Here is an 18190-nt window from a genome sequence, read left to right as displayed (position 1 = left end):
GTGGGCGCCTACACGGAGGACGCCCGGGTGGAGTTCCGGGACATCGCCGTGCGCCCCGGCTCGGTCCGTACGACCGCGACGGCGAGCGGTGCCAGTTCGATGGCCCCGTCCGTCTTGGCGCCGGAGACCAGGTCGATCCCGTCCGTGGCGAGGGGGACGCGGACGGGGTCCGTCTCGGAGTGGTTGAGGAGGAACAGGAACTCGGCGTCGTCTCCGGCCCGCCGGACCGCCTCCAGGTGGGCCGGGGCGTGGTCGAGGAGCGGTGATACGCCCGCGGCGGCCACGGCGCCGAGCAGGGTGTCGCGCAGCGCGGTGGCTTCCAGGCGGGTGCCGATGTAGACGACGCGGCCCCGGCCGACCGTGTGCTCCAGGATCGCGGGCCGCCCGCGCAGCGCGCCGCTGGTGTAGGTGGCCAGCACGCGCGCGCCCTCGGGGTGGATGCTGTCCTGCCACCAGTCGGAGGTGGCGGTGGTCCCGTCGGCGCGGGCCACGGTGAACGTCTCGCCGGGGCGGGCGGGCCAGTACTCGTCGATGTACGCGCCGATGAGGTGGCGGAAGGCGCCGGGGTAGGCGGGCTGCCGGACGTGGTTGTGGGCGTCGACCACGCCGGAGAAGAAGGAGCAGACCAGGGTGCCACCGCTCTCGGTGAAGCGGGTGAGGGCGTCGGTGAACGCGTCGTCGACGAGGTAGGCGTTGGGCACGACGACGACGCGGTAGCGGCTGAGGTCGGAGCCGAAGGACACCGTGTCGACGGCGTGCTGGGCCTCCAGCAGCGGGCGGTAGTGGTCGGTGGCGATGCGCGGGTAGTCGAAGTCGTTGCGCGGCAGGCCGCCCGTCTCGGTCAGCCCCCACCAGGCGGTCCAGTCGAAGAGCACCGCGATGTCGGCGTGCGACTCCGAGCCGACCGCTTCGGCGATCCTCGGCAGTTCGGTGCCGAGCGCCTCGATCTCCTGCCAGGTGCGGGAGCCGGTGCCGGAGTGCGGCAGCATCGCGGAGTGGAACCGCTCGTGACCGCCACGGCTCGCGCGCCACTGGAAGTACAGGACGCTGTCGGCGCCGTGGGCGATCGCCTGGTAGGAGCCCAGCCGCATCCGGCCGGGCCGCTTCACGTTGTTGACCTTCCACTGGGAGACGCCGCTCGCGGCCTGCTCCATGAGGATCCAGGGTTCGCCGCGCAGCGAGCGCATCAGGTCGTAGTTGAACGCGGCGGCCACATGGGCGTCGTCCTCGCCGGGGTCGGGGTAGATGTCGAGGGCCACGGCGTCCTGTTCGGCGGCCCACCGCCAGTAGTCGGCGTGCTTGTAGAAGCGCATGTAATTGGTGAGGACCGGGATGTCGTCGCGGTAGGAGCGGACGATGTCGCGCTCCATGACGAAGCAGTTGAGGTTGGCGTCCGAGACGAACCGCTTGAAGTCCAGGCGGCGGGTGGGATTGGACCAGGTGCGGGGCACCTCGGGCGGGTTGATCTGGTCCCAGGAGGTGTAGCGCTGGGACCAGAAGCGGGTGTACCAGGCGTCGTTCAGCGCCTCCAGGCTGCCGTACCTCGCCTTGAGCCAGTCGCGGAAGGCGATCGCGCTGTGGCCGCCGTACGAGGTGGGTCCGTATTCGTTGCTGATGTGCCACATGGCGAGCGCGGGGTGGTGGGAGTAGCGCTGGGCGAGGGCGGTGGTGATGCGGGCGGCGTGTTCGCGGTAGCGGGGTGAGGCGGGGTCGAAGTGGAGGCGGTTGCCGAAGCCGAACGGCTCGCCGTCCTCCATGACCGGATGCACATCCGGGTGGCCGTGGGTGAGCCACACCGGTGGCGCCATGGTGGGGGTGGCGAGGTCGACGCTGATGCCGCCTGCGTGGAGGAGGTCCATCACCTCGTCCATCCAGCCGAAGGTGAAGCGGCCCGGCTCGGGCTCCAGCGACGCCCAGGCGAACACGCCGAGGGTGACGAGATTGACCCCGGCGCGCCGCATCAGCGCCATGTCCTCGTCCCACACCGGGCGGTCCCACTGCTCGGGGTTGTAGTCCCCGCCGAAGGCGAAGCCGCCGATGCGCGCGCGGAAGGTGTCCATGCGACTGTTCATGGCTACTTGATCGCTCCCGTCGTGATGCCGCTGCGCCAGTACTTCTGGAGCGCGAGGAAGAGGATGACCAGGGGGATGGTGCCGACCATGGAGCCGGTGACGACGATCCGGACGAGGTCGGGTTCGCTCATCGCGTTGAGCTGCCAGGAGTAGAGCCCGAGGGTGACCGGCCACAGCGACTGGTCATTGAGGACGATGAGCGGCAGCAGGAAGTTGTTCCAGATGGAGATGAAGGAGAAGAGGAACACCGTCACCAGGCTCGGCAGCAGGATGCGCAGCACGACGGTGAAGAAGACCCGCAGATCACGGGCGCCGTCGAGCCGTCCGGCCTCCAGCAGTTCGTCGGGCACTGCGGCGTCCGTGTAGATGCGGACGAGGAACACGCCGAACGCGCTGGACAGGCTGGGCAGGATCACCGCCCAGTAGGTGTTGATCAGCCCGAGGGAGTTGAGGAGGAGATAGGTCGGCAGGGCGAGGACCGTGCCAGGGATCAGCACTCCGCCGAAGACGAGGCCCATGAGCGCGTTCCGGCCGCGGAAACGGTACTTGGCGAGGGCGAAGCCGCACAGGGCGGCCAGGAACGTCGCACCGAGGGCGCCGCCGCCCGAGTAGAGCAGGGAGTTCAGCACCCAGCGCCGGAAGACCCCGTCGCGGTAGGCGAACAGGTCCTCCAGGTTGCGTACGAGGTCGAAGCGGGCGAACCAGAAGCCGGAGGTGGTGTTGAGGTCGGCGGTCGACTTGGTCGAGGCGATCAGCATCCACACCACGGGGATGAGGAAGTACGCCGTCAGCGCGACGATCGTCGCGGTCAGGATGAACCGGGTCGACCGGGGCGCGCCCTGTGGGTCACGCATCGGGGCTCCTTCTCTGGAGCAGCCGCAGGAAGCCGAAGGACAGCAGGAACGAGCCGATCGCGACGACGACCGCGACGGCGGCCGAGTAGTACGGCTGGTCCGATCCGAACGCGAGGTTGTAGACGATCATGTTCGGTGTGTAGTCGTAGGACACATTGCTGGTGATCGAGCGCAGCACGGTCGGCTCGGAGAACAGCTGGAGCGTGCCGACCACCGAGAAGAGCCCGGTGATGAGGATCGCCGGGGTCACCAGCGGCACCTTGATCAGCCAGGCGATATGCCAGTCGCTCGCGCCGTCGATGCGGGCGGCTTCGAACAGGTCGCGGTCGATCGCCTGGAGCGCCGCATAGATAATGATCATGTTGTAGCCGGTCCACTGCCAGGTTGAGACGTTGGCGACGGACCACAGAACGGTGTCCTTGGCGAGGAAGTCGACATGGGCGCCGACCCCGTCGAGGAGGTCCACGACCGGGCTCACTCCGGGCAGATAGAGGAACGCCCACAGGATGGACGCGATGACGCCGGGGACCGCGTAGGGCAGGAACGCGGCCAGCTGGAACAGGCCGCGCAGCCGCACGAGCGCGGTGTCGAAGATGAGCGCCATCACGAGGGCGAGCCCCAGCATGACGGGCACCTGGACGACGCCGTAGAGCAGGACGCGCCCGACCGAGACCAGGAACTCCCGGTTGGTGAAGGTGTCCGCGTAGTTGTCGAGCCCGACGAAGACCACGCGGGGCTTGCCGAATCCCAGGCCCGACTTCTGGGCGCCGTGGAAGCTGCGCCACAGCGCGTAGACCACCGGCAGCAGGGTGAAGACGAGGAACACCGCGAGGAACGGCGCCGTGAAGCCCCACGCCATCTTCCAGTCGGCGCCCAGGCGCAGTCGGTTGCGGCGCGCCCGCGACGGCGGGGCGGTCACGGTCATCGGACGGACAGGCCCTTGCGCTTCAGCTGCGCCACGGTCTGCCGGTCGACCTTGCGCACGGCCTCCGGCAGCGTCGTCGACTTGTTGATGGCGGACTGCATCGCGTCATTGAGGTAGTTGGTGGTGTCCGTCATCGTCGGGCCCCAGGTCCACGGGGTGGACGCGGTGCCGCGCACGGTGAACACCTCGCCGGGCACCTGGCCGCCGAAGTACGGGTCGGGCCGGGTGAGGGCCGGGATGCGCTGTCCGCGCTCGGAGGCGGGCAGGACGTCGGCGGCCAGCAGTTTCGCGCTCTGGGCGCTGGTGTTCAGCCACTTCACGAACGTCATGGCCGCGCCGGTCTTCTTGGTGGCGCTGGTCAGCGCCGTCAGGGAACCACCCCAGTACACCGGGGCGCGCTCCCCCTTCGACCACTGCGGCAGCGGGGCGACGGCCCATTTGCCGGAGAGGCCGGGGGCGTTCTCCTTCAGGGCGGAGCTTCCCCACGCCGGTCCGATCCAGGTGAGGTAGGTGCCACGGGCGAGCCCCTTGAACCAGGTGGGCTGCCAGTGCTGGTCGCCCTTGACGTAGCCCTTGTCCAGCATGGTCTGCCAGTACGCGGCGACCTTCGCGGTGGGTCCGTCGTCCAGCCCGACCTTCCAGGCGTCCCGGTCCGTGGCGAACCACTGGGCCTTGGCGTTCCACGCGAGCGAGGCGAGCCAGACGCCGCCGTTGGCGGGCAGCGCGGTGGTGTACGCCGTGGGGTACTTCTTCTTGAGCGTGGCGGCCGCTTGCCGGTAGGCGTCCCAGGTGGCGGGGGCGGTCAGGCCCGCCTTCTTGAACAGGTCGGAGCGGTAGTAGAGCACCTGGGTGCCGATGTCCTGCGGCACCCCGTAGACCTTTCCGTCCACCACCACCTGGTCCCATACGCCGGGCTTGAACCGGCCTTTCAGATCGCGGGTTTCGGCCGTGACGTCCTTGAGGTTTCCGGCGATGATCGTCGAGGTGAGATTGGGGTAGTCCACCTGCGTGATGTCCGGTGCGCCGGACTTCCCGGTGAGGGCGGCCCGAAGTTTGGGAAAGAAATTCGAGGTGATGGCCTGGAACTTCACCTGGAGTTCGGGATGGTTCTTGTTCCACAGGGCGACCGGTTTCGTCATGTCCGACCACCCCCAGAAGGTGAGTGTCTGTCTGCCGGGCCCTTCGGTGTCCGGGGACCCTTCGGCACAGCCACCCAGGAGCAGTGCCGTCACGGCGGCCACCACGGCCAGACGCCGGGGGCTGGATTCCTTATGCATACGGTCTCCTTGATGGCAATGAGACGCAAAACATTGCGGAACTTCAGCGACCGTGACGCTAAACGCGGGTAAAAACCACTGTCAAGGCAAGGGACCAAACACAAGGCTCACCGGCTATTTGCATGCAGTCCTGGCGGAATATTCGACCATCTTTTGCGGGAATTTGCGGCAGAGCAGTGCGACCGCGATGCCCTGCGGGAGGGAATCAGCATGTCAACGCGTGCGACGATGGCGGAAGTCGCGAAGGCCGCGGGTGTATCGGTCTCCACGGTGTCCCGGGTACTCGCCGACAAGCCGGATATCTCGGAGGAGACCCGGGACCGCGTCACTCAGGCGGCGCGGGCGACGGGATATGTGCTCCGCGCGGAGCGCCGCCGACAACTCGGCGGCATTCTCGACCTGCTTGTCGAAGAGGCCGCCACACCCTGGGCGGCGGAACTCGTCGACGGGGCGCAGCGCGCGGCGTTCGGGCTCGGATACACCCTGGCGCTCACGCCCGTGGGCCATCCGCGTTTCCGGCTCGGCGACTGGGCCGACACCCGCCGCGCGCGGCCCTCGGACGGCATCCTGCTGGCCCTGGCCCGACCCGGCCACGACGAGATCGCCGCGCTGGCGGAGCTGCCGGTGCCGCTCGTCCTCCTCGACCCGGGCGGCGTGCAAGGGCTGATCGGTGTGCAAGGGCCGGGCGGTGTACGGGAGTTCGCGGTCCCGACGGTCGGGGCGACGAACTGGTCGGGCGGCGCGGCGGCCACCCGACACCTCCTCGAACTGGGCCACCGGCGAGTGGGTTTCCTCGGCGGGCCCTCCGAAGCCCCGTGCACCAGGGAGCGGTACGAGGGCTACCTCGCCGCACACCGCGAGTTCTCCCTCGCCCCCGATCCGGCCCTGACCCGGTACGGCGAACTCCGCGTCACAGCGGGGGCGGAGGGCACCGCGACCCTGCTCGCCCTGGCCGCCCCGCCGACCGCCGTCTTCGCCGGGTCCGACGTGCTGGCGGCCGGGGCGTACCAGACGGCGCGGGCGTGCGGGCTGCGGGTGCCGGAGGAGCTGTCGGTGGTGGGGTTCGACGACACGGCGGTGTGCGCGATGCTGACGCCTCCGCTCACCACGGTCCGCCAGCCGCTCGCCGAGATGGCCGCCGAGGCGGTGCGGCTCATCGACCAGGAGCAGGCGCGGCGCGGTTCGACGGCCGGGCGCGGCGTCGAGCTGGCGACCTCGCTCGTGGTGCGGCAGAGCACCGCGCCCCGCCCGGCTCAACAGGACTGCCCGGCTCAACGCGGCTGGAGGAGGCAGCGATGACGGTACGAACCCCCACAGGATCCGCGGTGCGCATGACGACGGTGGCGGAAGCCGCGAACGTCTCACAGAGCGTGGTGTCCAAGGTCCTCAACGAACGGCCCGGGGTGTCGGCCGAGGTGCGGCGGCGCGTCCTCGACGCGGTGCGGGCCACCGGATACCAGTGGCGCCCGCGCGGACCGCGCCACGGGTCGGTCGAGGTGGTGTTCGGCTGTGCGAGCAGTGCCGTCAACGCGCCCCTCATCCGTGGCCTTTCCACCGTGCTGCGCTCCCTGGGGTACGCGCTCACGGTGAGCCATTCCGAGGGCGACCCGCACTGGCTCGACGCCCTGGTCGCCCGCCGTCCCAGCGGTGTCGTGCTCGTCCTCTCCCCCGTCCCGCCGGTCGTCACGGAACGGCTGGCGCACGCCCGTATCCCGGTGGTCGTGCTCGACACCATCGGCGACGCGCCCTCCGGGATGAACGCCATCGGGGCCACCCAGTGGCGGGGCGGGGCGATGGCCGCCCGCCATCTCACCGGGCTCGGCCACGAGCGGATCGCGCTGGTCTCCGGGCCCATGGAACTGACCTGCTGCCGGGCGCGCTTCGGCGGATATCTGGCCGCGCTGCGGGACGCGCGGATCCGCCCGGACCGCGAACTGATCCGTTCGGTGGCCTTCCAGAGCGAGCCCGCCCGGCGCGCAGCCCACGCCCTCCTGGATCTGTGGCATCCGCCGACGGCCTTCGTCACCGGCAACGATCTCCAGGGGCTCGGCGTCATCGAGGCGTGCGCCGAACGCGGGCTGCGCGTCCCCGGCGATGTCTCCGTCGTCGGCTTCGACGACATCGACGCCGCCGGGTCCGCCGCGCCCGCGCTGACCACGGTGCGTCAGCCCTTCGAGGACATGGCGGCCGAGACCATCCGGGTGCTCGGCGCCGTCACGGGTGAGCCGGACCGGGCCCCGATCCGGCTCGACCTGTCGGTCGACCTCGTCATCCGGAAATCCACGGGCCCGGCCCGCCAAAGCTGATTCCCAAAGCGCCCGTTACCGCGCCGGGGTGCCGCCGGGTCCGGATCCGGACTTCACGACCGACGGCACCTTGGCGGCGGAGTCGAGGGTGTAGGCGTAGTACGCCTTGGGGTCGAAGGCGGTGCCGCCGCTCTCGTTGCGGCCGCTGGTGCCGACGAACATGTTGCCGCGCTGGACGATCGAGGCGGTGGCGTCCTTGGTGACGGGGTTCTTCATCCCCTCGAAGTAGCTGTTCTCCAGCACCATCTTGGTGTTGCCGCGCGAGTAGTTGCCGTAGGAGGAGGCGATGTCCGTGTTCGGGTCGTCCTGCAGGTAGTTGTTGTACAGGTGCGCGTGCGCGATGTTGTCGGCGGACGGGTTGCGCTGCTCCGTCTCCCGGAACCAGTTGTGGTGGATGGTGATGTCGGCCGTGGTGTTCTCCGTCCAGCCGATGCCGAACGCCTTGTTGTGCGTTTGCAGCCGGTTCCAGGAGACCGTGAGATACGTGGTGTCCTTGCGGCTGTCGATCAGGCCGTCCGCCATGTGCTTCAGGTCGTTGTGATCGATCCACACATGGTGGGCGCCGTCCATCTGGATGGCGTCGAAGTCGTGCTCCTTGTCGTTCCACGTGCCCATGTACGAGTCGCGGATCGTCAGGTTGCGGATGATGACGTTGTGCACGCCCTGCCCGAGGAAGAAGCCGCCGCCGACGATCTCGCCCGCACTCCCCTGGCCCACGATCGTCTTGTCCGAGGCGACCTTGATCTCCTTGCCCTTGGGGTCCATGGTGATCGCCCCGGCCACCACGATGACGTACGGCTCGGCGGCCGTCGCGTACTTCTCCAGATCGGCCAGGGTCCGCACCGTCACGGTCTTGCCGTCACGGCCTCCGTACGTACCGTTCTGGCCGAGCGCGTTGACCGACGCGAACCCGTCGGCGACGCCATCGGCCCACGCCGTGGTCGCCGCCGCGGCCACCGGGCTCGTATCCGCCGGGGAGCCGGAGCCTGGTCCCTGGGGGGCGAGACCGACCGTCAGGGCCACTGCCAGCGGCACCGCCCACACCACCGCACCCGTTCCGCGCCCGCCGTTTCCTCGTATGCGCTGCCACTGGGCCGCCATGACCACACCACTCCTCAGCTCGGTGGAACCGTCCATGCGACAGTCGCCACCGAGCCGCCATTGGTTGCCGGGTCACCCCCGGGCGCGGCGGGGCACTCCCATCGCGGGGAGCAGCGCCGAGTGCAGCGGTGTCGTGCGCCAGCGCGCGGTGAAGGTCCGGTCGGCCCGCGAGCAGGTCACGTCGAGGTGGTGCGGGGTCTCCAGGAACGCGATGTCGGCCACGAAGGTGTCCGGATCGGTCCAGCCGCCGCTCGCCGCCGTGGGGACCCGCCCGTCCGTGCCCTCCTCGACCGTCCACTCCGGGGTGAGCCGCACATCGAGCCGGGACGTGCCCTCCGCCAGGGAGAGGGTCCACACACCATCGCCGTCTGCGGCGACCGTCACCTCCGCCAGCGTGGGCTGGTCCGCGCAGGTGCCACCCGCCGGGGTGAAGGTCGTGGCCCCGGCCACCGATGAGGCTTCCGGGCTGAACTTCTCGTACGACGGCGGCAGTTGGAGCCCGTCGAGCCGCCGCCGCAGCGCCGCGTCCTCGTCCTCGCGTCCGTCGAGCGGCGCCGGGCCGAACGCCGGGAGCAGATGGCGCCATGCGAGGTCCAGCACCGCCTGCATGGCCTCGGTGTCGGCGGTCGTGGCGATCACCGCGTCGTGCTCGGGCAGCACCAGACAGAACTGCCCGTACGCCCCGTCGCCCCGGTAGCCGTGGCGGGACCGCCAGAACTGGAACCCGTATCCCTGCTGCCAGTCGGACCGAGCGCCCAAGGCGGTGCCGTCCGCGTTGGTGATGTGCGCCCGGGTCGCCTCGGCCACCCAGGAGGCGGGCAGCAGTTGGCGGCCCTCCCAGACCCCGTTGCCGAGGTAGAGCAGGCCGAGACGGGCGATGGCGTCCGTGGTGGCGAACATGCCGCTGAACCCGAGGTCGCGGCCGGGCGGGCGCTGGATCCAGGCCGTCTCGGCGATCCCCAGGGGGTCGAACAGCCGTGGCCGCAAGTAGTCGATGAGCGACTGCCCGGTCACCCGCTGGACGATCGCGGCGAGGCTGTACGTGGCGGGCTGGTTGTAGGCGAAGACCGTACCGGGGTCGCGGTCGGGCGGCGTCAGCAGAAACCCGCGCACGGGCTCGTCCCGGTCGCGGGAGAACGCCTGCTCCCGGGTCTCGGCCAGATGGCCGCTGGCCATGGACGCCACATGCCGGACGAGCATGGCCCGGCTGCGCGGGTCCGTGATGTCGCCGTCGAACTCGGGGAAGTAGGAGAGCACCGTGTCGTCGAGGCTCATCAGCCCCTCGGCCACCGCGAATCCGGCCGCCGTCGAGGTGAAGCTCTTGCTGATCGAGTAGAGCAGATGCGGCCGGTCCGGGGTGTACGGCGCCCACCAGCCGGAGGCGACCACATGACCGTGGCGCACGATCATCAGGCTGTGCGGCTCGATGCCGGGCGCCGCCTCCAGCGCGTCCACGAACGCGCCGACGCCGCGCGCGTCCACTCCCTGCGCGGCGGGTGTGCTCTCGGGCAGGGGGCGCGCACTCCGAGCACTCATCGCGTCTCATCCTCCGTATGCGGTGGGTCGTGCACGGCCGGTGGTGCTGCGATCATCCGACGAAGCAGCACCACCGCGCCAGGCGATTTCCGGCAGGACGCAGCGGGACCTCAGACCGGCGGGGCCGAGGGTGCCACCTCGGCGGGCCCCGTCCTGAGGTGGGCGGCGCCCGAGCGCACCGCCCACGCGAACACGCCGAACGCGAGGACGCCCACCGCGATCGTGTCGTACGGCGCGGGCAGGTGGCCGGAGCCGCCGAAGGAGCCCAGCCACGACAGCAGGGTCAGCGCGGCCAGGTGGAAGACGAACCAGGCCCCGTGCCGCAGCTCGCCGAGGGCCGGAAGCCCTTCGGTGCCACGCCGCTGGAGCAGGAACAGCGGGACCCCGATCAGTACGAGGGGCAGTGCGAGCCGCAAATCGTGCCAGCCGGACCAGAACACGAACTCGCTGGCCACCACGAAGCTGAGCGGGGCGATCCAGCGCACCCCCGGCACCTGCCCGTCCATCCGGGGCACTCCCCGCTCCCGGTCGTGGGCCCGGAACACCGCGACGGCCACCGCCGAGGCCCCGTAGATGAGCAGATACATATCGCCCATCACGCTCACGATGTCCTGCCAGCCACCGAACGGCAGCATGAAGATCACGATGACCGCGAGGTTGAACAGCAGCGCCCGGTGTGCCACGCCGGAGCCGGGGTCGATGCGCATGAAGAAGCGGGGCAGCAGGCCGTTCTTGGCCAGGGCGTAGGTGTGCCGGGCGTTGACCGCCACCCCGACGTAGGCGGAGCCGCCCGGGGAGATCACGGCGTCCGCGTACAGCAGCGTGGCCAGCCAGTGCAGATTGAGGATGAGGGCGAGCTGCCCGAACGGCGACTCGAAGTTGACGCCCTGCCAGCCGTGGGCCAGCGCCGAGTCCGGCACGGTGTACAGGAACGCCAGTTGGAGCCCGAGGTAGACCAGCACCGCGAGGCCGATCCCGGTGAGCACCGCGGCCGGGACGGAACGGCGCGGATTGCGGGCCTCACCGGAGAAGTCCAGCGGGGCCTGGAACCCGTTCACGGAGTACACGATGCCGCCACCGGCGAGGGCGGTGAGGCAGGCCGCGTAGCCGTACGGGGCGAAACCGCCGTGTTCCGTGAGGCGCCCGGAGTGGGTGCCCGACAGGAACAGCGCGATGACGGTCACCACGGGGATGACGACCTTGAACACCGACACCAGGTTGTTGAGCCGGGCGAATATCCGCACCGCGAACCAGTTGAGCGCGGTGAGTACGACGCTCAGCACGACGGCCACGCCGAGGCCCGGGAGGGTGAGCCTGCCGCCGTCGTAGATCCCGGGCAGATAGTGCGCGGCGTACTGCATGATCGCGCTGATCTCCGCGGCCGTACCGCCGACGGACAGCACGACGGACCAGCCGACCATCGTGCCGACCAGCCGCCCGCTCGCGTACAGCGGCCACCGCACGGTGCCGCCGCCCTCCGGGCGGGTGGCGCCCAGCTCCACCATGACCAGGGCGATCAGGGCGCACAGCGCTCCCGCCGCGATCCAGGAGAGCAGCGCGGCGGGCCCGGCGGTCTGGGCGGCGTACAGGGCGGCGAACAGCCAGCCGGAGCCGAGGATGTTGGAGAACCCGATCGCGGTCAGGCCCCAGAAGCCGAGGTCCTTGTGGAGTCTGCGTTCCTCGGCGAGCACCGCCGGGGCGGCGATGGACTCCGCTGGCTGGTTCTGCGGCACGTGGCACTTCTCCTCGGTGGTGCGGTTGGTCGAAAAGCCCAGGGTGCCACGCACACCGTGGGACTCGGTGGCCGGATGCCGTGTGACGTGCGGATATGGGCCGCTTTCACCGACGAAACGCGGCCTCAATGAGCCGTACGGCGGCGCATCCTGAGCGGGGTGTAGACGAGGAGCGCCGCGAGGAAGGCGGCGTAGTAGGCGAGGTCGGCGCCGTGCAGCGCGGCCGCCACCGGGCCGGTGTACAGGGTGGTGTCCATGAACGGCACCGCGGCGGCGAACGCGGCGCCGAACGCCAGCAGTGCGGGCCACCACGGCTGCGGGCGGGCGCTCTCGGCGGCCAGGTCGATGGGCGCGCCGCCCCGGGCCCGCGCGCGGGCGAACCAGTCGACGGCCACGACCGCGACGAACCCGGGGATCCAGTAGCCGACGAACAGCAGCACGTTCTGGAAGCGGGCGGTGGTGTCGGCGGCGTGCATCCACAGCACCAGCGGGAAGCCGAGCACGGCCGCGAGGGCGGCGGCCAGCGGGCGGGGGATGCGGACACCGGCGGTCTGCAGGGCCAGTGAGCCGCTGTAGTCGTTCATGGCGTTGCTGCACAGCGCGGCCAGCGCCACGGCCAGCAGCCCGAACGCGCCGAGCGCCCCGCCGCCCAGCGCCTCGTCCACGCCACGGGCGGTCTGGTCGGTGAAGACGGAGGCCCCCCACAGCCCGAGCGCCTGGACCGCCACGAAGGACACGGTGACGCCGGACAGCGTGCACCAGAACATCCGCGTCCGGGAGGTGGCGCGGGGCAGATAGCGGCTGAAGTCGCTGGCGTACGGCGCCCACGACAGCGCCAGGCTCAGGGCGATCGTGCTGGTCAGGACGAACGCGCCGAGGCGGTCGGCGCCATGGGCCGAGCCGCTGGTGGCGGGGTGGACACCGTCGAGCAGCTTGACGGCCAGGGCGGTGAACGCGGCGGCGAGGACGAAGGTCATCAGCTTCTGCATCCGGTGGACGGCCTCGTAGCCCAGCACCCCGAGGGCCCCCTGCGCGGCCATCATGAGCAGCACGCCGAGCCAGAACGGCAGCCCGCACAGCCGGGCCAGCGCGTCACCGCCGAACAGGCCGATCAGCGCGTCCCAGGCGATCGACGACAGCCACTGCAGGACACCGGGCACGCTGACGGCACGGCCGAACGCCAGCCGCGCCAGGGGCAGCTGCCCGGCTCCGGTCAGACTGCCCCAGGTGCCCAGATACGCGGTGGGTACGGCGCCGATGAGGGTGCCCAGGACGACGGCGGCCAGCGCGGTGGCGAAGTCCAGGCCGAGGCCGATGCCGACGGTGCCGGTGAACACGCCGGTCATGGTCAGGTTCGGGGCGAACCACACGGTGAACAGGCGCCCCGGTCCGCCGTAGCGGTGGCTTTCCGGGACCGGCGCGATACCGCGCGCCTCGACGCGCAGATCACCGGGCGCGGTGGGCATCCGCCCGTCGAAGACGGATTCCGCGCCGGTGGGCGCCGGTTCGGTGGCAGCATGCGGCAATGGCATCGATGACATCCCTCCGCCAGTGCTAACTGGTTCAGGTTCGACGGGTGTGATCTCAGCCCCCGCGTGGGGGCACCCCGTGTCCGGTGGAGCGGGCCCACCCTAACCTCTCGCCACGTGGCCCGGGTCCCGGGGGCGGGTGCGGGCCGCCACCGGGCAGCTAGCGGGCCACTGGCGGGAGCGCGTCCAGGAACAGCGCCCCCGCCAGCACCGCGGCGCTTCCCCGGGGCGCGATGCCCGCGCCGCGCAGCTCGGCGTCGAGGGTGGCGAGGGCGGCGGCGCCCGGGGCCGTCGCGGTGCCGCCCGCCTCCAGCACCCCGCGCGCCCCGTCCTGCACCCGGCGGAGGGCGGGCGGCCCCGCCTGGTACAGCGGCCCGGTGTCCTGGAGGGTGCTCATCACGGTGAGCAGCGCGTCGAGCCGGGCCTGGGTCTCGGTGGCGCCCGCCGCACGGGTCCTGGACAGGACGTCCAGGGCGCGGCGCACATGCGGGAAGGCGGCGCGCGCCTCGCCGCGCGCACCCGCCGCCCCGTAGGTGGCGGACACCTGCGAGCCCGCCGATGGCCTGCGCGGGGCGCCCCGGTCGGTGTGGGTCGCGAGCTGCCGGGCGGTGGCGGTCACGTCGTGGGGTGTGGCGCCGGGAGTCAGGGCGGTGGCCGCCACCAGCAGCCCCAGCACCCACAGCGCGCCGTGGTGCAGTCGGCCGGTGGCCGAACCGGTGGGGCCACCGGCTCGGTCACCGGCCGTGCCGCCATCGGCCCGCGCCATGGTCCACTCGGCGCAGCGGCCGATGGCGCCCAGCTCCTCACGGAGCGCGCGCGTCGGCTCGCCGGGGCGGCGGGCGGCGGCGGCCATGGCCGCGAACCCGGGCGCCAGCGCCTTGGCCGCCCAGCGCAGCGCGAGCAGATCGGCGCCGGTGGCGCGGGCCTGGAGGTCGCGGGTGTCCGCGAGGCCCGGTTTCGGGGTCAGTTCCGCCTGGGAGATCAGGGCTCGTACGGCGGTCTGCGCCAGTGCCTCATCCATGGAACGCGTCGTGGGCATGGACAGAGGCTAGAGGGCGAACCTTTCCGGAACGTGGGATGTTCCTGTGACCCCGCTGTGGGCATCACCTCAGTGCGATTCGCGGGCGACGAACGAGCCGCGGGTGCCGCTGAGGAAGTCCAGTCCGGCGCCACGGTCAGCCTGTTCGACGTGGTCGCGGTAGATCTGCTCCCAGCCGCTGGTGGCCGGTGGCGCGGCGGCGGTGACCGGTTGCCGGGCGGCGAGTTCGTCGTCCGGTACGTCCAGCCGCAGCAGCCGCCGCTCGGTGTCCAGCTCGATCCAGTCGCCGGACCGCACCAGGCCCAGCGGGCCGCCCGCCGCCGACTCGGGCGCGATGTGCAGGACGACGGTGCCGAAGGCGGTTCCGCTCATGCGGGCGTCGCTGATCCGCACCATGTCCCGCACCCCGGCCCGCAGCAGCGCGGGCGGCAGGGGCATGTTCCCCACCTCGGGCATGCCGGGGTAGCCGCGTGGCCCGCAGCCGCGCAGGACCAGCACATCGGACGCGTCGACCTCCAGGTCCGGGTCGTCTATCCGGGTACGGAAGTCCTCGATGCCGTCGAACACCACGGCGCGGCCCCGGTGGCGCAGCAGCTCCGGTGTCGCGGCGGCGGGTTTGATGACGGCTCCGTCGGGACAGAGGTTGCCGCGCAGCACGGCGAGCCCGGCGTGGTGGGCGATCGGGTCCTGTGCGGTGCGGATGACGGTGAGATCGGCGCTGGGGTGGCCGGACAACTGCTCGGTGAGGGGGTGGCCGGAGACGGTGAGGGCCGGTTCCAGGTGTTCCTTGATCTCCCCGAGGACGGCGTCCAGGCCACCGGCGCGGTGGAAGTCCTCCATGAGGTGCGAGCCCGCGGGCTGCACATCGGCGAGCAGGGGGATGCCACGGCCCGCGCGGTCGATGTCGTCCAGCGCGAAGTCCGCCCCGACCCGGCGGGCGAGCGCCAGCAGATGGACGACCGCGTTGGTGGAGCCGCCGATGGCGGCCACCGCGCGCACCGCGTTCCGCAGTGCCTCCGCCGTCAGGATGGCGCTGGGCCGCAGATCCTCGCGCACCATGTCGACGATGCGGTTGCCCGCCGCGTGGGACAGTTCCAGCAGACGGCTGTCGGGGGCCGGGAGACCCGCGTTGCCGGGCAGGGTCATGCCCAGCGCCTCGGCGGCACACGCCATCGTGGACGCCGTGCCCATGGTGTTGCAGTGTCCCCGGCTGCGGATCATCGCCGACTCGGCCCGGCGCAGCTCCGAGCGCTCCATCCGCCCGGCCCGCACCTCCTCGCTCAGCTCCCACACCCCGGTGCCGCAGCCCAGCGGGCGCCCCTGCCACGAGCCGTTCAGCATGGGGCCGCCGGTGACCATCAGGGTGGGCAGGTCGACCGACGCGGCGCCCAGCAGCAGGGACGGTACGGTCTTGTCGCAGCCGCCGAGCAGGATCACCCCGTCGACGGGGTTGGCCCGGATGAGTTCCTCGGTCACCATCGCGGCCAGGTCTCGGAAGAACATCGCGGTCGGGCGCAGCAGGGTCTCCCCCAGCGATGGCACCGGAAGCTCCAGCGGCACCCCGCCGGACTCCCACACGCCCCGTTTCACATGGTCGGCGATCTCGCGGAAGTGGCTGTTACAGGGCGTGAGTTCGGACCAGGTGTTGCAGATGACGATCTGCGGGCGTCCGTCGAAGGCGTGGTCGGGGAGGCCGCGCCGCATCCAGGCGCGGTGGATGAACGCGTCGCGGGTCTCACCCTCGTACCACTGCCGCGACCGGTGCGTGTCACTCATACGAACCTTCCGATCTCTTCGACGACCGTCGGAGGGAACGCTGCCCACAACACGCGGTCGTCAGACGCGGCGGTGGGCGTCTTCCAGATAGTGCAGCACGGCGGCCACGCGCCGGTCGGTGCGGTCGGTGGGGGCCAGCCCGAGCTTGGCGAAGATGCTACGGATGTGCTTGTGGACGGCGCCCTCGGTGACGACGAGCCGCTCGGCGACGGCCGTGTTGCCGAGCCCTTCGGCCATCAGGGCCAGGACGTCGCGTTCGCGCGGGCTGAGCCGGTCCAGCCGGGTGTCGGGCCGGGTGCGGGCGAAGAGCTGCGCGACGACCTCGGGGTCGATGGCGGTGCCGCCGTCCGCCACCCGGTGCAGCGCGGTCAGGAACTCCTCGACGCGGCCGACCCGTTCCTTGAGCAGGTAGCCGAGCCGGGCGCTGCCCTCGGCGAGCAGATCGGTGGCGAAGGCCTGCTCGACGTAAGCGGACAGCACGAGGACGGCCAGGTCAGGGCGGCGGCGCCGGGCCTCCACGGCCGCGACGATGCCCTCGTCGGTGTGGGTCGGTGGCATCCGGACGTCCACGATGGCGACATCGGGGGCGTGGGCCTCGACGGCGTCCAGGAAGCCGTCGGGGGTGCCGGTGGCGGCCACGACGTCGAGCGCTTCCGCGCGCAGCAGCAGGGCGAGCCCTTCGCGCAGCAGCGGATCGTCCTCGGCGATCACAATCCGCATGGCAGGTCTACCTCCAGGGTCGTGGGCCCACCGGGTGGGCTGGTGAGGACGAGTGTCCCGTCGTGTGCTTCGGTGCGGCGGCGGATGCCGATGAGCCCGGAGCCGCCGTGCTCGTCCGCTCCCCCGCGGCCGTCGTCCGTGACGCACAGGCGCAGTCGGCCGTCGTGGCGTCGGACGGTGATGGTGGCGTGGCGGGCGTGGCTGTGCCGGGCCACGTTGGTGAGCGCCTCGGCCGCCACGAAGTAGGCGGTGGCCTCGACGGACGCGGCGCACCGGCCGGGTACGTCGGCGTCGATCCGGCAGGGCACCGGGGAGTCGGCGGCCAGGCCGGTGAGCGCGTCGGTCAGGCTCCGGTCGGCCAGCACCGGCGGCAGGATGCTGCGGACGACGCCACGGAGTTCGGCGAGCGCCTGCTCGGCGGCGCTCTGGGCCTGTTCGAGGATGGCGTCGGCGCGGGACGGGTCGCGGGCCACGGCGCGGCGGGCCGCGCCGAGCAGGACGGTGACGGCGACCATGCGGTTCTGCGTCCCGTCGTGCAGCGACCGCTCGATCCGCCGCAGTTCGGTGGCGTGCGCGTCCAGCGCGGCGGCGCGGGTGGCGGTGAGCTGGGCGACGCGCAGGGCGAGGTCGGTCCCCGGCGGGGCCGGGAGCAACCGGCGCCCCGGCCACGCCTGGAGCCACGCCATGCCCGGCGCCACACCCGCGACGACGGCGATCCAGCCGAGGCCCAGCAGGCAGACCGCGAAGGCGCCGGGCCAGTCGTGCACGGTCCACAGCGGCACGGGCGACGGGGTGGCCTGCTCCGGTGGCACCAGCCGCCACCACAGCGGGAACGTGGCGTCGGTGGCGGCCGAGAGCGGCAGCGTCAGGCCGGTCAGCGCGAGCGACAGCCCGGCGGTGGCGTGGCAGACCAGCCAGCGCGCCTCCCGCCGGACGGCGGGGTCCGCGACAGCGGCCCGCAGCCGCGTCGGGCCCGGCTCGGGGGCGATGATGTCCGGGCCCCACCGGGACAGCCGGGCGCGCTCCCGGTTGGCCACGGCGCGCAGCCCGCGCAGGGTGACGGGCACCAGCGGCAGCCCCACCCCGACGAGGCACGCGAGCGCGGTGGCGGTCAGCCACACCAGCATGACCAGGGCCAGGATCGCGGTGGCGAGCCCGCCCGCGAGCTGGTCGAAGGCGTCCAGAACGGTCCGGCCACGGGCGAACACGTCCCATGGGCGGGTGGGCCCGGGGGTGGCCCCCGTGGAGTCGGCCCGGGCGGCCTCGCGCATGTCCATCCCCACCTCCTGGACGGCGAACGATAAGGCACGGGGTACAGCCTG

13 protein-coding genes, 1 pseudogene and 1 riboswitch are annotated in these 18190 nt (G+C 71.7%); of the genes and pseudogenes, 2 read left to right on the top strand and 12 right to left on the bottom strand.

Features of this window, described 5'->3' with window-relative positions; genetic code table 11:
- Positions 1 to 8 precede the first annotated feature (8 nt).
- Genes ACWC5C_RS18215 through ACWC5C_RS18200 form a run of 4 tightly spaced genes read right to left on the bottom strand, consistent with a single transcriptional unit; the run spans position 9 to position 5128 of the window.
- On the bottom strand, positions 9 to 2072 hold the full coding sequence (locus ACWC5C_RS18215) for a beta-galactosidase (RefSeq protein ID WP_450876368.1): 2064 nt from the start codon (positions 2070 to 2072) through the stop codon (positions 9 to 11).
- Between the two features lie 2 nt (positions 2073 to 2074).
- The gene (locus ACWC5C_RS18210; RefSeq protein WP_450876367.1) at positions 2075 to 2926 is read right to left on the bottom strand and encodes a carbohydrate ABC transporter permease; all 852 of its coding nucleotides are present in this window, start codon (positions 2924 to 2926) and stop codon (positions 2075 to 2077) included.
- Entirely contained in the window at positions 2919 to 3851 is a 933-nt protein-coding gene (locus ACWC5C_RS18205) for a carbohydrate ABC transporter permease (protein WP_450876366.1), read from the bottom strand. The genes ACWC5C_RS18210 and ACWC5C_RS18205 overlap by 8 nt, the downstream gene beginning before the upstream one ends.
- Positions 3848 to 5128, bottom strand: coding sequence for an ABC transporter substrate-binding protein (locus ACWC5C_RS18200; RefSeq protein WP_450876365.1), 1281 nt, complete (start codon positions 5126 to 5128; stop codon positions 3848 to 3850). The genes ACWC5C_RS18205 and ACWC5C_RS18200 overlap by 4 nt, the downstream gene beginning before the upstream one ends.
- 210 nt (positions 5129 to 5338) lie before the next feature.
- Between ACWC5C_RS18200 and ACWC5C_RS18195 the strand changes: the two genes are divergently transcribed.
- Entirely contained in the window at positions 5339 to 6427 is a 1089-nt protein-coding gene (locus ACWC5C_RS18195; protein ID WP_450876364.1) for a LacI family DNA-binding transcriptional regulator, read from the top strand.
- Complete coding sequence (locus ACWC5C_RS18190) at positions 6424 to 7434, top strand: LacI family DNA-binding transcriptional regulator (RefSeq protein WP_450876363.1); 1011 nt, start codon at positions 6424 to 6426, stop codon at positions 7432 to 7434. Before ACWC5C_RS18195 ends, ACWC5C_RS18190 begins: the two co-directional genes overlap by 4 nt.
- Before the next feature lie 36 nt (positions 7435 to 7470).
- Here the strand turns inward: ACWC5C_RS18190 and ACWC5C_RS18185 are convergent.
- The 8 genes and pseudogenes from ACWC5C_RS18185 to ACWC5C_RS18150 form a co-directional block, all read right to left on the bottom strand.
- Positions 7471 to 8535 (bottom strand): annotated as a pseudogene (locus ACWC5C_RS18185) (pectate lyase family protein); the annotation flags it as partial.
- Positions 8536 to 8607: 72 nt separating this feature from the next.
- Positions 8608 to 10071: a serine hydrolase domain-containing protein gene (locus tag ACWC5C_RS18180; protein WP_450876362.1), complete on the bottom strand. Its 1464-nt coding sequence runs from the start codon at positions 10069 to 10071 to the stop codon at positions 8608 to 8610.
- A gap of 110 nt (positions 10072 to 10181) precedes the next feature.
- Positions 10182 to 11804 (bottom strand): APC family permease, encoded by a 1623-nt coding sequence (locus ACWC5C_RS18175; protein WP_450876361.1) that lies wholly within the window; start codon positions 11802 to 11804, stop codon positions 10182 to 10184.
- 125 nt (positions 11805 to 11929) lie between these two features.
- Positions 11930 to 13336, bottom strand: coding sequence for a purine-cytosine permease family protein (locus ACWC5C_RS18170; RefSeq protein WP_450876360.1), 1407 nt, complete (start codon positions 13334 to 13336; stop codon positions 11930 to 11932).
- Positions 13328 to 13423, bottom strand: a riboswitch (TPP riboswitch). Its footprint overlaps the gene before it by 9 nt.
- A gap of 70 nt (positions 13424 to 13493) precedes the next feature.
- Positions 13494 to 14372 (bottom strand): triphosphoribosyl-dephospho-CoA synthase, encoded by an 879-nt coding sequence (locus ACWC5C_RS18165; RefSeq protein ID WP_450876359.1) that lies wholly within the window; start codon positions 14370 to 14372, stop codon positions 13494 to 13496.
- A gap of 69 nt (positions 14373 to 14441) precedes the next feature.
- Positions 14442 to 16148, bottom strand: coding sequence for an IlvD/Edd family dehydratase (locus ACWC5C_RS18160; RefSeq protein WP_450876358.1), 1707 nt, complete (start codon positions 16146 to 16148; stop codon positions 14442 to 14444).
- Between the two features lie 60 nt (positions 16149 to 16208).
- Positions 16209 to 16868 (bottom strand): response regulator, encoded by a 660-nt coding sequence (locus ACWC5C_RS18155; RefSeq protein WP_450876357.1) that lies wholly within the window; start codon positions 16866 to 16868, stop codon positions 16209 to 16211.
- Positions 16856 to 18145: a sensor histidine kinase gene (locus tag ACWC5C_RS18150; RefSeq protein WP_450876356.1), complete on the bottom strand. Its 1290-nt coding sequence runs from the start codon at positions 18143 to 18145 to the stop codon at positions 16856 to 16858. Before ACWC5C_RS18150 ends, ACWC5C_RS18155 begins: the two co-directional genes overlap by 13 nt.
- Positions 18146 to 18190: the final 45 nt, after the last annotated feature.

The organism is Streptomyces sp. NPDC001700 (assembly GCF_053596435.1).
This window is presented reverse-complemented; position numbering and strand designations above follow the sequence as displayed.

Bases quoted from the DNA above. Each gene is read 5' to 3' on its own strand.
- ACWC5C_RS18180 (WP_450876362.1), bottom strand. From the start codon at position 10,071: ATGAGTGCTCGGAGTGCGCGCCCCCTGCCCGAGAGCACACCCGCCGCG.
- ACWC5C_RS18150 (WP_450876356.1), bottom strand. From the start codon at position 18,145: ATGGACATGCGCGAGGCCGCCCGGGCCGACTCCACGGGGGCCACCCCC.
- ACWC5C_RS18195 (WP_450876364.1), top strand. From the start codon at position 5,339: ATGTCAACGCGTGCGACGATGGCGGAAGTCGCGAAGGCCGCGGGTGTA.
- ACWC5C_RS18165 (WP_450876359.1), bottom strand. From the start codon at position 14,372: ATGCCCACGACGCGTTCCATGGATGAGGCACTGGCGCAGACCGCCGTA.
- ACWC5C_RS18160 (WP_450876358.1), bottom strand. From the start codon at position 16,148: ATGAGTGACACGCACCGGTCGCGGCAGTGGTACGAGGGTGAGACCCGC.
- ACWC5C_RS18215 (WP_450876368.1), bottom strand. From the start codon at position 2,072: ATGAACAGTCGCATGGACACCTTCCGCGCGCGCATCGGCGGCTTCGCC.
- ACWC5C_RS18155 (WP_450876357.1), bottom strand. From the start codon at position 16,868: ATGCGGATTGTGATCGCCGAGGACGATCCGCTGCTGCGCGAAGGGCTC.
- ACWC5C_RS18205 (WP_450876366.1), bottom strand. From the start codon at position 3,851: ATGACCGTGACCGCCCCGCCGTCGCGGGCGCGCCGCAACCGACTGCGC.
- ACWC5C_RS18210 (WP_450876367.1), bottom strand. From the start codon at position 2,926: ATGCGTGACCCACAGGGCGCGCCCCGGTCGACCCGGTTCATCCTGACC.
- ACWC5C_RS18190 (WP_450876363.1), top strand. From the start codon at position 6,424: ATGACGGTACGAACCCCCACAGGATCCGCGGTGCGCATGACGACGGTG.
- ACWC5C_RS18200 (WP_450876365.1), bottom strand. From the start codon at position 5,128: ATGCATAAGGAATCCAGCCCCCGGCGTCTGGCCGTGGTGGCCGCCGTG.
- ACWC5C_RS18170 (WP_450876360.1), bottom strand. From the start codon at position 13,336: ATGCCATTGCCGCATGCTGCCACCGAACCGGCGCCCACCGGCGCGGAA.